The following is a 14,624-nucleotide window of genomic DNA, read 5'->3' on the forward strand; positions in this document are numbered from 1 at the left end:
TGGATGGTGGTTCTGAAAAACCAGAACCGCCGTTCAGGCATTTTTTATCTTCGTCCTCTCTGCGGTTTTGGATTCTTCAGCAAGTCGGATTTTTCCGCAATCTTTTTCAGCCACTTCCGTTCTTCTACTGACAGCTTCCTAAAATTCAGCTTGAGCCGTTTGCAGATAAACGCCAAGTACGCTTGTTCCGTGTCGCTGTCCTGGCTGACGATTTCACCAGCAGTTTCCAGCATTTCTTTTAGCGGGTTATCCTCTGGGACGCTGAAAAAATCGTCCTTGTGTGTTTCCCGCAGAGCAAGGGCAATCCCGTTTATGTCCCGTTGTATCACATAGCGGCAAAACTCGTCCTCATCAATATGGGCGGTGATAAGCTGTCTTAACTGCGTATCACTCATGCCAGGATTATGCTTTTTTATAACAGTTGCGCTCATCGTGTCCACTATGGCGTTTGCACCCTGCGCCTGTTTCAGTGCCGTTCCGTTCACATAGATTTCAAGGTCAGCCATCAGCCGGGGGAAATCCGGGTGCGCCGCCAGCTCACACAGCAGGGTATTGTCTATCCTCCCGCTTTTCAGCAGGTCAATCATTTCATCACTCAAACGCAGGTCTGCAAGATCGGCGTTTGGGTGATTTTTCATTTCAGACAGCCCCAGCAGATAATCAGCGGTCACACCGTAAAACTTCGCCAGCCGGATAAGGGCATAGTGGCTGATGTCCTTGAAGTCTTCCGTTTCGTAACTGCCCAGCGCAGACTTGGAAAGCCCGGTCTGCTCCGCAAGCTGCCCCAGCGTCAAGCCACGCTCCACACGTAGGTCTTTTAATCGCTCTTGTATGGATAAAGACATATTCACCCTCCTTGCTAGCTCAACGAAAGAGAAGCCGTTATGCTATGTACTATGCTCATAGCATAACGGCATAGGCATTTACAGTTTTATTTTACCATTTGCTACATCTTCACGAAATTTATCAACAAGCTTCGCTGTCAGCTTGGATTTACCGTAGTGTTCAAGTACAAAAGTACGATAACTTTTTCCATCTACAAGCACATCACTTTTTCTGGTCAACAACCAATTTCCGTTACCTCCTCCCTGTTCTCTAATATTCCAGTCTTTCCCATATCTTTTATAGATTTCATCTTTTTTACCTTGAACAGACATTGATTCGCTTGGAATATAAACAATTTGCATAATAGCTCCTCCTTTATTTTGTGCAAGAAGACCAGAAACCTGAATTTGTCTTTTATCTTTTTTTGATTATATCACAAATCCGAGAGCGTGGAAATAGGGAGTTTTTCAGGCTGATTTCCTACCTCTTGGATATACGGCACAGGCGGTCAAAAAGGTGTAGACTTGGGATAGTTCATCGATGGACAAGCACCTTGGAAACAGAACACGCCAAAGAAAACGGAGGGACGCATGAGCAAAAGACCCTATCAACACCTGCCGCCGCTGGAACACAGGCCGGACGGCTCCCCCTACCGCATAACCCCGCCCCAGAAGAGACGAGCCAGCGGCCTGATACGCCGGGAGTGCTGCAACTGCGAGGACGGAAACTGCCTTGCGCTGGACGATGGCGACACCTGCGCCTGTCCGCAGATGATTTCGTTCTCCGTCTGCTGCAAGTGGTTCCGCTGGGCGGTCTTGCTGCTGGACAGGACGCTGGAAGCGGAGATTTACCGGGACAGGGACTTGAAACGCTGTGCGGAGTGCGGCGGTGTGTTCGTCCCGAAGTCCAACCGGGGCAAATACTGCCCGGACTGCGCCGCCAGAGTTCACAGGCGGCAGAAAACAGAAAGTGAACGGAAAAGGAGGTCTGCTGTGGACAGTTAAGAGCGGGAAAAGCCTTGATTTGCAAGGCTCCGCAAGCCCTCAACCGGGGCGGCTGGTATCATTTATCATTCGCCCCGGAAAACGGGCCTCTAACCGTCCACAAAACACGCTATGACAAACACGATTTATATTCACCAGCCGGAAAAGGCGTTCAGTTTCACCCGGCTCCCCAATTTCCTTTTTGAAGCACCCACATTCCAGCCCTTGAGCAACGAAGCGAAGGTGCTGTATGCCTTTGTCCTGCGCCGGGCGGAGTTGTCCCGGAAGAACGGCTGGGCGGACGAGTACGGGCGGGTCTACCTGTACTACCCCATCTGCGAGGTGGTCGCTTTGCTCCGCTGCGGGCGGCAGAAAGCGGTCAACACCCTGCGGGAGTTGCAGTATGCGGGGCTGGTGGAAATCCAGAAACAGGGCTGTGGAAAACCCAACCGCATTTACCCGAAATCCTATGAAGCGGTTCCAAACACCGACTTCAAGAAATCCGGTTATGGTACGCCGGAGGGCTGAAAACCGTACTTGGCGAGTACGAAAATCAATCCTCTTGAAGTACGGAAATCTGACGGTATATAGAAATACAGAGATTAAAACCATCTATTTACATTCATTCCATTCCAATCCTATCAGAGATATTTTCGGCGGGAAAACCCGCCGGAAAGGAATGGAATGGGGAAAGGAGTTCAATGGCACAACACGCAATTTTGCGATTTGAGAAGCACAAGGGCCACCCGGCGGGGCCGCTGGAAGCCCACCATGAACGGAAAAAGGAGCAGTACGCCAGCAACCCGGACATTGACACCAGCCGGAGCAAGTACAATTTCCACATCGTCAAGCCGGATGGCCGCTACTACCATTTCATTCAGAGCCGCATCGAGCAGGCCAGATGCCGCACCCGCAAGGACAGCACTCGGTTTGTGGACACGCTGATTACCGCCAGCCCGGAGTTTTTCAAGGGCAAGTCCCCAAAGGAGATAGCGGCCTACTTCCAGAGGGCGGCGGACTTCCTCATTGACCGGGTGGGCCGGGAGAACATCGTTTCGGCTATGGTACACATGGATGAAAAAACGCCCCATCTGCACTTGGTCTTTGTGCCGCTGACAAAGGACAACCGCCTGTGCGCCAAAGAAATTATCGGCAACCGGGCCAATCTGACGAAGTGGCAGGACGATTTTCACGCCTGTATGGTGGAGCAGTACCCCGACCTGGAGCGTGGGGAAAGCGCCAGCAAGACGGGCCGGAAGCATATCCCCACCCGGCTGTTCAAACAGGCGGTCAACCTCTCCAAACAGGCGAGGGCCATTGAAGCGGTTCTCTCCGGCATTACCCCGCTGAACGCCGGAAAGAAGAAAGAGGAAGCCCTCTCCATGCTGAAAAAGTGGTTTCCGCAGATGGAGAACTTCTCCGGGCAACTGAAAAAATACAAGGTCACAATCAATGACTTGTTAGCGGAAAATGAAAAGCTGGAAGTCAGGGCAAAGGCCAGCGAAAAAGGCAAGATGAATGACACGATGGAACGGGCGAAGTTAAAAAGCGAACTGGACGATATGCGGCGGCTGGTTGACCGTATCCCGCCGGAGATTTTAGCGGAACTGAAACGGCAACAGCGGCAGCATGGAAAGGAAAGGTGATCTTATAAGTAATATCAGATACAAAAAGGAAATCGAAATCGTGACTTTTCAGGGAAAGGAAATCACACTGGAAAATCTCTCCCCGGTGTTCACGCCGGAACAGGAAGCAGCCAAACGCCGGGAACTGGAACAGCAGCTTTATGAGGTGTTCCGCAAGTACGCCGACAAGCGGGAGAGTGAGGAAGCCGGGACATAAGGTTTTCCAAACCCATCATTGATTTGCGGGGCTGCTGGCGGTATAATAGAACTGTCAGCAGCTCCGTTTCTTTTTTAAGAAAAGGAGCGACAATATGAACAATCGGATAGACGCAATCTATGCAAGACAATCGGTAGACAAAAAGGACAGCATTTCCATTGAAAGCCAGATTGAATTTTGCAAATACGAGTTGAAAGGCGGTAACTGCAAGGAATACACAGACAAAGGGTACAGCGGCAAGAACACAGACCGTCCGAAGTTTCAAGAACTGGTGCGGGACATCAAGCGGGGCTTGATTGCAAAGGTCGTGGTTTACAAGCTCGACCGTATCAGCCGTTCCATTCTGGACTTTGCCAACATGATGGAGCTGTTCCAGCAGTACAATGTGGAGTTTGTGTCCTCTACGGAAAAGTTTGATACCTCCACGCCGATGGGACGGGCCATGCTGAATATCTGTATCGTGTTCGCCCAGCTTGAACGGGAAACGATACAGAAGCGGGTAACGGACGCTTACTACTCCCGCAGTCAGCGGGGCTTTAAGATGGGCGGGAAAGCCCCTTACGGCTTCCATACGGAGCCTATCAAGATGGACGGTATCAACACAAAGAAGCTGGTGGTAAACCCGGAGGAAGCGGCCAATATCCGGCTGATGTTTGAGATGTACGCCCAGCCCACAACTTCCTACGGGGACATTACCCGGTACTTTGCCGAACAGGGGATTTTGTTCCATGGCAAAGAGCTGATACGCCCCACGCTGGCGCAGATGTTACGCAATCCTGTCTATGTGCAGGCAGACCTTGATGTGTACGAATTTTTCAAAAGTCAAGGTACAGTCATTGTCAATGACGTTGCCGATTTTACGGGCATGAACGGCTGCTATCTGTATCAAGGGCGAGATGTAAAGGCCAGCAAGAAAAACGACTTAAAAGACCAAATGCTGGTACTGGCTCCCCATGAGGGTATCGTCCCCTCCGACACCTGGCTGACCTGCCGCAAGAAGCTGATGAACAACATGAAAATCCAGTCTGCCCGGAAAGCCACCCACACATGGCTGGCAGGAAAAATCAAGTGCGGGAATTGCGGGTATGCTCTTATGAGTATCTACAATCCCTCCGGCAAACAGTATCTCCGCTGCACGAAACGGCTGGACAATAAAAGCTGTCCTGGCTGTGGGAAAATCATCACTTCGGAACTGGAAGCGGTTGTTTATCAGCAGATGGTAAAGAAGCTGGCAAGCTACAAGACGCTGACAGGAAAAAAGAAAGCGGCAAAGGCAAACCCGAAAATCACCGCCCTGCAAGTGGAACTTGCCCATGTAGACAGCGAGATTGAAAAGCTGGTGGACAGTCTGACGGGGGCAAACAATGTCCTGTTCTCCTATGTGAATGTGAAGATAGCGGAACTGGACGGGCGCAAGCAGGAACTTCTGGCAAGGATAGCGGAGTTGACTGTGGAGGCCATCAGCCCGGAACAGGTCAGCCAGATTTCCGGCTACCTCGATACCTGGGAGAATGTATCTTTTGATGACAAGCGGCGTGTGGTGGATTTGATGATCACCACCATAGCCGCCACAAGCGACAGCTTGAACATCACATGGAAAATCTGACTGGCGGCACCCCTCCCGTCAGATACCTACCCTGTGTAGTCCCTTGTAAACTGTACTTTATCGTACTCCAAAAAATAAATTTACGATTAGAACCGACGTGAAGGATCAGTCGATGACGGATATGCTTTGGAAATATTATGGATATCAGACGTTAGACGATTTGTATAAAAATGTAGTAACAGCAAATGAATCTGATTATAATCATGACGATAATGTAGATGCATCAAAATAGGATTAAGCACTGATAAACAGTGGTATCTCCGGTGGAAAACAAGTAAAAAGGAATAATAAAAGGGTACTTCCGGTCCACCATAAAAAGATCGTGAGTATGGAAGTGCCATGGAACAGTCTCTCTGTGTTTGCGGAGAGGCTGTATGTGATTATAACGCCAAGATAATACAGAAGAATGTCAATCAGCACGAAAGACTTGCCGATGGCGCCGCTGTATCCATAGAAAAGCATGATAATGAAAAGCATACCGCACCAGACAGCGAACAGTCTGGAACCGAAGAAGCGAGCCCTGTCCGGCCTGCGGATGATATATTCGATCAAAGACAGCAATAGAAATGGGAAGAAGAGCAGTTTCATGTGCTCCCAGACAGATTCGTTGACAGGAGTGAAAAGAGCGATGACAGGATTCTTGCCAGACCAGTCATAGAGAAAATGATTCAGCGTACCAAGGATCATCGTGACGATCATATATGGGAAAGACTGGCGTGGAATAATGCGGATCATAAAAACCTCCTGGATATGTAGCTATAGAGTATATATATTCGGCGGAAAGGAGGAATATGAATAACAATTAGAAGACAAAGTACGGGAAATCATCTGTTTTTTACCTTGAAAAACTACCCCGACAAATTTTTTGAAAAAATTTCAAAAAAGTACTTGCTTTTTTTGGAAAGTTACTCTATAATAAATCTTGCGTTCGCGAGGAACGGAAAACGAAATAAGCGCGATTAGCTCAGCTGGCAGAGCACCTGACTCTTAATCAGGGTGTCCAGGGTTCGAACCCCTGATCGCGCATTTAAAAATCACTGTTTTTGCAGACATGGAGCTGCGGGGGCGGTGATTTTTTTGTGCAATAAGCCGCAATGTAGAAATCGTGCTTACACGATTTTCTAAATAGGATAAGGTACTATGAAAAATGAAAGAACATAAGAGGATGATAACATGAATATAGTAAATGAATACGGAATTATCGGAATATACTACATCTGCGTAAATGTCATAGCGTTTATCTTATATGGCCTGGATAAAAAATATGCCAGGGAGGGCAGATGGAGAATCCCAGAGAAGACACTGCTGGGCATTGCGTTGATCGGTGGGGCAGCAGGTGCCTGGATCGGGATGCAGACTTTCAGGCACAAGACAAAGCACATGTCATTCCGGATGCTGGTGCCGTTGTTTGCAGTGGTGCATATGTGGATGATAGTAAGATATACGAATCTGATATAATAGTCACTAAATCATGAAATAGTGCTTGTTATATAAAAACTCGCTCATGAAATAGTGACAAGCATGCGAAAATTCGCTCATAAAATGGTGGTGAAATGAGGAAAATTCGCTCATGAAATTGTAATTAGCAGGAGGATATTTATGAAATCACTTGTTTTAGCAGAGAAACCTTCGGTAGCCCGTGATATTGCGCGGGTGCTGAAATGCAATAAAAATATTCCGGGTGCCATTGAGGGCAGTCAGTATATTGTGACCTGGGCACTGGGACATCTGGTAACACTGGCAGATCCGGAAGAATATGATAAGAAATTTAAAGAATGGAATATGTCGTATCTGCCGATGATGCCGGAAAAATGGGAATTAGTTGTAATTCGTCAGACAGCAAAGCAGTATCGGAATGTGAAGTCCCAGCTGTTCCGAAAGGATGTATCGGAGATTATCATTGCAACGGATGCCGGTCGGGAAGGCGAGCTAGTTGCCAGATGGATCCTGGATAAATCCGGTTGTCACAAGCCGATTAAGAGATTGTGGATATCTTCGGTAACAGACAAGGCGATTCGTGAAGGATTTGAACATCTGAAAGATGGCAGACAGTACAATGCACTGTATCATGCGGCAAAGAGCCGTGCAGAAGCAGACTGGCTGGTGGGAATCAATGCAACCCGTGCACTGACCTGCAAGTATAACGCGCAGTTATCCTGTGGTCGTGTGCAGACCCCGACACTGGCGATGATCGCGCGCAGGGAAGAAGAAATCCGTGCATTTAAGCCGGAAGATTATTATGGCTTACAGTGTATGGCAGGAGGCGTGAAATGGACCTGGCAGAATGCAAAGACCGGAAGCCTCAGGTCATTTAAGAAGGAAGTTATTGATCAGATAGAAAAGAGCATTAAGGGGCAGAAACTGGTCATTACAGATGTGCAGAAGCAGGCAAAGAAGAAGTCGTCTCCGGGTCTTTATGATCTGACGGAACTTCAGAGAGATGCCAATAAGCGGTATGGATTCTCGGCGAAGGAGACGCTTAATATCATGCAGCGTCTGTATGAGCATCATAAGGTATTGACGTATCCAAGAACCGATTCCAGATATATCGGTTCGGATATTGTGCCAACCATCAAAGAACGGCTAAAAGCCTGCAATATCGGACCGTATAAAGCATATATTCCAGCACTTTTGAAGGCACCGATCTGTACAAGCAAAGCATTTGTGGATGATAAGAAGGTCAGTGATCACCATGCGATCATTCCGACGGAAGAATACGTACAATTAGATCACATGAGTAATGAAGAACGGAAGATTTACGATCTGGTAGTACGCCGTTTTATCGGTGTACTGTATCCGGCATATGAGTATGAACAGACGACGATGAAAGCTACTGTGCAAATATCTGCGAAGCCATCTGTGGCTACCGCGGTATTTGGGGCGAAAGGGCAGGTTGTATTGAAAGAAGGCTGGAAAGCGGTCTATGACAATATGTCTCTGGATGAGGAAGAAGATGATAAAAGCGGGGATCAGCTGAGATTAGCAGGACAGCAGCTTCCGACACTGAAAAAAGGTCAGGAAGTAGATATTTCCCAAATTATGCGGTCGCAGGGAAAGACGAAGCCACCGGCAAGATTTACCGAGGCAACCCTGCTGAGTGCGATGGAGAATCCGGTCCGTTATATGGAGTCTGATAATGTCAAAGAGCGGAAAACACTGGGCGAAACAGGCGGTCTTGGAACAGTAGCAACCCGAGCAGACATTATCGAAAAGCTATTCCATACGTTTCTGATAGAAAAGAATGGTAATGAGATCCGGATCACATCAAAGGGAAAACAACTGCTAGAATTAGTGCCGGAAGACCTGAAGAAACCGGAACTGACAGCCAGATGGGAAATGCAGTTGTCGGACATTGCCGCTGGAAATGGGAAAGAAAAGACATTTCTTCATGAGATCAAAGATTACACAAAAGACTTGATTCAGGAGATTAAGCAGGCAGATGGAACTTTCCGTCACGATAATCTGACGAACAGCAAATGTCCGCGCTGCGGGAAGAGGATGCTGGCAGTTAAAGGTAAGAATGCGAGGCTTCTGGTGTGCCAGGACAGAGAATGTGGTTATAAAGAGACGGTAGCAAGAACCAGCAATGCGAGATGTCCAAACTGTCATAAAAAGATGGAATTGATCAAGAAAGGCGATGCAGAGACATTTGTGTGCACATGTGGATATAAGGAAAAGCTGGAGGCATTTAAGGCGAGAAGAGCCAAAGAAGGTGCAGGCGTGTCCAAAAAAGATGTGCAGAAGTATCTGAAAAAGCAGAAAGAGGAACCGGTGAACAATGCATTTGCACAGGCACTGGCGGGGATAAAACTGGATGAATAACAGTTGTGTGTATTATTTTGTACCGGCCTCCAACTGTTAGATTTTTGGCCTGACCTGTGGAGAAAGTACAGAAAGAAAAAAAGCACTTTTTTTAGTACAATTTTTTTGCTAGATTGACATTGAATTTAACAATCTTTCCGACTATAATAGGCATTTGGAAATTGAAAATACAAAGGAAAGAGAGGCAATAAGCTATGGCGGCACAAATTGCGGCTGTCCTGATATTCTTGGTAATGTTTTTACTGATTATCATGGACAAGATTGAACGTCATATTATTACTTTGGGATGTGCAGTGGTTACAATGGTTGTTGTATTTGGAATCTGCATGCATAGTATGACAGCATTGACAGAGACATTGAATGTGGCTCAGATATTTACGAGGGGATTTTGGTACACAGCAGGTGAGGCTTCTGAGAGTTCTGCCGGCATCAACTGGGCAACGATCATTTTCGTAGCCGGTATGATGATCATGGTAGAAGGTATGGCAGCAGCGGGATTTTTCAGATGGCTTTGCATGACGATCGCAAAAGCGGTAAAATATAAAGTGATACCGATCTTTATTACATTCATGTTTATGTCTTCGATACTGGCAATGTTCATTGACAGTATTACAGTTATCCTGTTCCTGGCAGCAGTTACATTGGAACTTGCTGATTTGCTGGACTTTGATCCGGTGCCGATGGTTTTGGCAGAGATCTTCTGCGCGAACCTTGGAGGATCAGCAACTATGTGCGGAGATCCGCCGAACATCATTGTCGGAACATCTCTGCAGCTGACATTTGCAGACTTTATTACCAATACTGGTGTACTGGCTGGTATTTCACTGATTCTGGTAGTAATCTATTACTATTTGATTTTCCACAAAGAACTTCGTGTAAAGCGTACTGGAAAAGTAGTAGCAGAATATCCGGATCCGAAGTCAGCGATTACCAATAAGACAAGTTTTGCAATCAGCACAGTCATTTTTCTGTGTGCAGTTGTACTTCTTGTAACACATGCACAGACAGGACTTACGGTAGCGACGATTGGTCTTGGAATTGCAATCGTTACACTGATTACATCCGGTAAAAATATAGTGAAGGTGATTAAAGGCGTAGATTATAAGACGCTGTTATTCTTCATTGGACTTTTTGTCGTAGTAGGTGGTCTGGAGCAGACAAATGTTTTGAAGCTGATCGCCGAATTTATTGGTAGTGTCAGTGGTGGCAACCTGTATGTAATGGTAGCGATTATCATTTGGGTTTCTGCAATTGCAAGTGCATTTGTAGATAATATCCCATTTGCGGCTACAATGGTTCCTGTTATCCAGAGTCTGGCAGCCCTGAATGGTGTGAATATTTCTACACTGGCATGGGGACTTTCCATGGGAACAGATATCGGAGGAAGCGCAACACCAATCGGAGCATCAGCGAATGTAGTAGGTATGTCGGTTATCGCAAAAGAAGGTCACATCGTTGGATGGGGCAAATACTGCAAGAGTGCAGTTCCGGCAACAATTATCGTAATGGTGGTTGCAACAGTAGGAATCTGGCTCAGATATTGTTAATGGAAAGGAATGTGATAGTATGGAACTGAAGAAACAGCTGATTATTTCCATTGGACGTGAGTATGGAAGCGGTGGACATAGGATAGCAGAGGAGCTGGCAAAACGATTTGGACTGACTTTTTATGATTATCATATGCTCGGCGAGATTGCATTGGACAAGAAAGTGGATGTTAAGACACTGGAAAAATTCGATGAGTTGCCGAAGATTCCATTTTTCTCTAGAACGGTAAAAGGCTACAGTAATTCTCCACAGGAAAACATTGCTAATCTGCAGTTTGATTTTCTGAGAAAGAAAGCTGACGAGGGTGAGTCTTTTGTTATCGTGGGACGATGTGCAGAGACGATTCTGAAAGAGAATCCGAACTTGATCAGTTTCTTCGTATTAGGGGATATGCAGGACAAGATTGAACGTACCATGCAGCGTGAAGGTGTATCCAGAGGAGAAGCCGAGGAATTGCTCGCACGTCATGATCGTAAGCGTAAGACGTACCACAATCATTACTGTAAGACCAAATGGGGTGACTCCAGAGGATATGATATCAGTATTAACAGCAGCAGACTGGGACTTGATGGCACAGCTGATATGATGGAAGAATATATTAAGATGAGATTGTCTTTATAAAATAAGATGCTCCCGTTCAGATGAACAGTTATAAACAGTTTCTCTGAAAGGGAGCGTTTTTTATTTTACGGAAAAGAAATAATTGAACAGGGGACTTTTATGATAATTACCTTGAAAATTATCTCGCATAATAGTATAATATAGGATGAATAGAATGATCGTTACGGGGAGCTGGCGTAAAAAGCTGGCTGAGAGGAGAATGCATTTCTCGACCCATAACCTGATTTGGATAATGCCAACGTAGGGACAACAAAGCGAGTAATCAGTGATTTAGGAGATGCCCTTACGGGGTGTCTCTTTTCTTATTTATAGAAGAGAGTTACTCAACTACTATGGCAGGAAAGGAGGATAATCAAGATGAAACAGAATGACACAGTTAAGAAGCTTGCTCTTGCAGGTGTTCTGACAGCGGTTGCTGTAGTCGGAAGCTTTATCAGCTTTCCGATACTTGGAAGTAAATGTGCACCGGTACAGCATATGGTAAATGTGCTGGCAGCAGTTGTACTTGGACCATGGTGGGGAGTCGGCATTGCATTTGCGGCAAGTCTGATCCGTAACCTTCTTGGACTCGGAAGTCTGATGGCATTTCCGGGAAGTATGGTTGGAGCTCTGTGCTGTGGACTGGTATATGCAATGTGTAGAAAACTCTGGCTGACCTGCTGTGCTGAGGCGTTTGGAACCGGCGTGCTGGGAGGAATTGCAGCTTATCCGGTTGCAAAGCTTTTGATGGGACTGAATCCAACCGGATTATTTGTCTATATTGTGCCATTTCTTGTTTCTACAGTTGTGGGAAGTATTCTGGCATATGTATTGATCTCTGCATTGGAAAAGGGTGGAGCACTGAACCAGATACGGACTGAAAGGTAATGCATGGCGGCAGATTGGGGGCACCACCTTCTGTCGCGTAAGAAAAATGTTGTGGGCAATAAAGAACCGGGATATCCCGAAGAAGGAGAAAAAAGATGAGAGAATACACAACACAGATGGACGCAGCAAGAAAAGGAATTGTAACACCTGAGATCAAGGCAGTTGCAGAGAAAGAACACATGACGTCCGAGGCGCTGATGAAGCTGGTAGCAGAGGGTAAGGTAGCCATCTGCGCAAACAAGAATCATACTTGTTTAAATCCGGAAGGAGTCGGCAGCATGCTGCGTACAAAGATTAATGTGAATCTGGGCGTATCCAGAGACTGTAAAGATTATGATATTGAGATGCAGAAGGTAATGAGTGCGGTAAATATGGGGGCAGAAGCCATCATGGATCTGTCCAGCCATGGCGATACGCAGCCATTCCGTAGAAAACTGACTCATGAATGTCCGGCAATGATCGGTACTGTTCCGGTATATGACAGCGTCATCCACTATCAAAGAGATCTGGCAACACTGACTGCCAGAGATTTCGTAGATGTAATTCGGATGCATGCCGAAGACGGCGTTGATTTTGTAACGCTGCACTGTGGAATAACAAGAAAGACGATCGAACAGATTAAAAAGCACAAACGTAAAATGAATATCGTAAGCCGTGGCGGAAGTCTCGTATTTGCATGGATGAGCATGACAGGTGAAGAGAATCCGTTCTATGAATATTATGATGAGATTCTGGATATCTGTGAAGAATACGATGTGACGATTTCGCTTGGTGATGCCTGCAGACCAGGATGCCTTGCTGATGCATCCGACGTATGCCAGATTGAAGAGTTAGTACGTCTGGGAGAACTTACCAAACGTGCGTGGGCACATAATGTACAGGTTATGGTAGAAGGACCGGGACATGTACCGCTTGATCAGGTGGCAGCTAATATGAAGATCCAGCAGAGCATCTGCATGGGAGCTCCATTCTATGTACTGGGACCTATCGTAACTGATATTGCACCGGGATATGATCACATTACAAGTGCAATCGGTGGAGCAGTAGCCGCTATGAGCGGAGCTGCATTTCTGTGTTATGTAACACCGGCAGAACATCTGGCACTGCCAAATGTTGATGATGTGAAGCAGGGAATCATTGCTTCCAAGATTGCGGCTCATGCGGCAGATATTGCTAAGGGCGTGCCGGGAGCAAGAGACATTGATGACAAGATGGCTGAAGCAAGACAGAAGCTTGACTGGGAAGCACAGTATGCATGTGCGTTGGATCCGGAGCATGCAAAGGCAATCCGTGACAGCAGAAGTCCGGAAGAGGATCACAGCGATACCTGCAGCATGTGTGGAAAATTCTGCGCAGTACGTAGTATGAACAAAGCACTGGCAGGAGAATATATCGATATTCTGTAAGATAGCTGAACTTAGAAACAGCACCTTTTTCCTTTATATGGGAAGAAAGGTGCTGTTTTTTTACACATTCTTTTTTAAATCCTGCATGTAAAATATCATCATGATATATAGAAAATCCTCTGCACTGTCTAGTGTGATGCCGAATAGTTCTTCTATTTTATTAATTCGATATAATAATGTGTTGCGGTGGATGTGCAATTCACTGGCGGTTTCTTTGGTATTCTTCAGATTAAAGATATAACTTTTTAAAGTTGGAAGAAATTCGGTTGCATTTTCCATGTCATATGCATTCATGTTTTCTAATGATTTTGGCATGTAATTATTAACAGGCATTTGTTCGATACGCGGATATAGTATTGCCGGAAGTATATAATCCTGATACAGGTATAAACGGGCATCGGGATTAAGTATCTGCCCATATTTGATGGCATCTAATGTCTGGATTTTGTAATCTTCTATAAGAAGTAGATTGCTAAAATGCTGACTGATACCAGCCTGTGCATGAAAACGCTTTACGATTTTAGTGAGAGAGGACTGGTATTCATGGAGACTACTGCCCTTTTTGCTCGCCTTATAGTGAAGAATATATAAAACGTTGTCATGTATTAAGATCAATTGATTGGGCAAAAGAGACTGGCAGGATCTGCGAATCATGGAAAGTGCCAGCTTTTCGTCGGAATTTCGTGCAGTGACAGCAGTAAGGATATAAGGAGGCAGGATTTCACAATTCATATCCTGAAACCATTCATTCAGTTGTTTTTCATTTTTAATGTTTCCGCTGAGTAATTCACTGATAAATACTTTTTGGAAATGCGGAATATTACTGGATTCAAACCGGTTGCTCTTTAGAAAATATCCGCAAACATTCTGGATGATGGACATGGCTTTCATAAGATCATCGGTAATGTTACCTTTTCCCGGATGCATAGTTACATAGGCTTCTACACTGTTATTAATCTTGACGATACCCTGGATAGCAGGAAAATCTTCAGAAGACCCCCAGTCGATTGAACTGCTTCCCGTCAAGTAGACAATCAAAAAAATAAAAACTATTTCTGCCACCAGATACGAGAAACTGGTGGCAGTTTTTATGCCGCCAACATA

General features: G+C 45.9%; 15 protein-coding genes, 1 tRNA gene and 1 riboswitch. Of the genes, 12 read left to right on the forward strand and 4 right to left on the reverse strand.

Translation table 11 applies throughout. The annotated features are described in order from the left end of the window. Positions 1-44: 44 nt before the first annotated feature. Positions 45-845, reverse strand: coding sequence for a helix-turn-helix domain-containing protein (locus OCV65_RS09600; protein ID WP_002575858.1), 801 nt, complete (start codon positions 843-845; stop codon positions 45-47). Between the two features lie 78 nt (positions 846-923). Beyond that, entirely contained in the window at positions 924-1,187 is a 264-nt protein-coding gene (locus OCV65_RS09605) for a hypothetical protein (protein ID WP_002575859.1), read from the reverse strand. 228 nt (positions 1,188-1,415) lie between these two features. Here OCV65_RS09605 and OCV65_RS09610 point away from each other — a divergent pair, with 228 nt between their 5' ends. The 5 genes from OCV65_RS09610 to OCV65_RS09630 all read left to right on the forward strand — a co-directional run bounded on the left by OCV65_RS09610 (position 1,416) and on the right by OCV65_RS09630 (position 5,256). Then, complete coding sequence (locus tag OCV65_RS09610; RefSeq protein ID WP_262581848.1) at positions 1,416-1,829, forward strand: cysteine-rich VLP domain-containing protein; 414 nt, start codon at positions 1,416-1,418, stop codon at positions 1,827-1,829. Positions 1,830-1,940: 111 nt separating this feature from the next. Continuing rightward, positions 1,941-2,336 (forward strand): replication initiator protein A, encoded by a 396-nt coding sequence (locus OCV65_RS09615; protein WP_002575861.1) that lies wholly within the window; start codon positions 1,941-1,943, stop codon positions 2,334-2,336. A gap of 173 nt (positions 2,337-2,509) precedes the next feature. Further along, on the forward strand, positions 2,510-3,454 hold the full coding sequence (gene mobV / locus OCV65_RS09620; protein WP_002575862.1) for a MobV family relaxase: 945 nt from the start codon (positions 2,510-2,512) through the stop codon (positions 3,452-3,454). 40 nt (positions 3,455-3,494) lie between these two features. After that, positions 3,495-3,650 carry a hypothetical protein gene (locus tag OCV65_RS09625; RefSeq protein ID WP_002575863.1) on the forward strand — a complete coding sequence of 52 codons (156 nt, stop codon included), beginning with the start codon at positions 3,495-3,497 and terminating at the stop codon, positions 3,648-3,650. Positions 3,651-3,744: 94 nt separating this feature from the next. Continuing rightward, entirely contained in the window at positions 3,745-5,256 is a 1,512-nt protein-coding gene (locus OCV65_RS09630; RefSeq protein WP_002575864.1) for a recombinase family protein, read from the forward strand. A 234-nt stretch (positions 5,257-5,490) separates the two neighbouring features. On the opposite strand, the gene OCV65_RS09635 is transcribed toward OCV65_RS09630, so the two are convergent. Continuing rightward, positions 5,491-5,991 (reverse strand): DUF6512 family protein, encoded by a 501-nt coding sequence (locus OCV65_RS09635; RefSeq protein ID WP_262581849.1) that lies wholly within the window; start codon positions 5,989-5,991, stop codon positions 5,491-5,493. A 218-nt stretch (positions 5,992-6,209) separates the two neighbouring features. Here OCV65_RS09635 and OCV65_RS09640 point away from each other — a divergent pair. The 7 genes from OCV65_RS09640 to thiC all read left to right on the forward strand — a co-directional run bounded on the left by OCV65_RS09640 (position 6,210) and on the right by thiC (position 13,520). Next, positions 6,210-6,282 (forward strand) — tRNA-Lys (locus tag OCV65_RS09640). Between the two features lie 147 nt (positions 6,283-6,429). Next, a complete protein-coding gene (locus OCV65_RS09645) occupies positions 6,430-6,714 on the forward strand; it encodes a DUF1294 domain-containing protein (protein WP_262581850.1) in 285 nt (94 codons plus the stop codon). Positions 6,715-6,855: 141 nt separating this feature from the next. Continuing rightward, positions 6,856-9,078: a DNA topoisomerase III gene (locus OCV65_RS09650; RefSeq protein WP_262581851.1), complete on the forward strand. Its 2,223-nt coding sequence runs from the start codon at positions 6,856-6,858 to the stop codon at positions 9,076-9,078. Positions 9,079-9,272: 194 nt separating this feature from the next. Then, positions 9,273-10,625: an ArsB/NhaD family transporter gene (locus OCV65_RS09655; protein WP_118383225.1), complete on the forward strand. Its 1,353-nt coding sequence runs from the start codon at positions 9,273-9,275 to the stop codon at positions 10,623-10,625. Between the two features lie 19 nt (positions 10,626-10,644). After that, a complete protein-coding gene (locus tag OCV65_RS09660; protein ID WP_262581852.1) occupies positions 10,645-11,247 on the forward strand; it encodes a cytidylate kinase-like family protein in 603 nt (200 codons plus the stop codon). A gap of 154 nt (positions 11,248-11,401) precedes the next feature. Continuing rightward, positions 11,402-11,511, forward strand: a riboswitch (TPP riboswitch). 93 nt (positions 11,512-11,604) lie between these two features. Beyond that, positions 11,605-12,114 (forward strand): energy coupling factor transporter S component ThiW, encoded by a 510-nt coding sequence (gene thiW / locus OCV65_RS09665; RefSeq protein ID WP_118383224.1) that lies wholly within the window; start codon positions 11,605-11,607, stop codon positions 12,112-12,114. 95 nt (positions 12,115-12,209) lie between these two features. After that, positions 12,210-13,520 (forward strand): phosphomethylpyrimidine synthase ThiC, encoded by a 1,311-nt coding sequence (gene thiC, locus OCV65_RS09670; RefSeq protein WP_262581854.1) that lies wholly within the window; start codon positions 12,210-12,212, stop codon positions 13,518-13,520. Positions 13,521-13,580: 60 nt separating this feature from the next. Here thiC and OCV65_RS09675 read toward each other — a convergent pair. Continuing rightward, positions 13,581-14,624 (reverse strand): PucR family transcriptional regulator (locus tag OCV65_RS09675; protein WP_262581855.1); only part of this gene is annotated, 1,044 nt, incomplete at its 5' end.

It is taken from the genome of Dorea ammoniilytica, assembly GCF_025567415.1.
Classification (GTDB): Bacteria; Bacillota; Clostridia; order Lachnospirales; family Lachnospiraceae; genus Claveliimonas; species Claveliimonas ammoniilytica.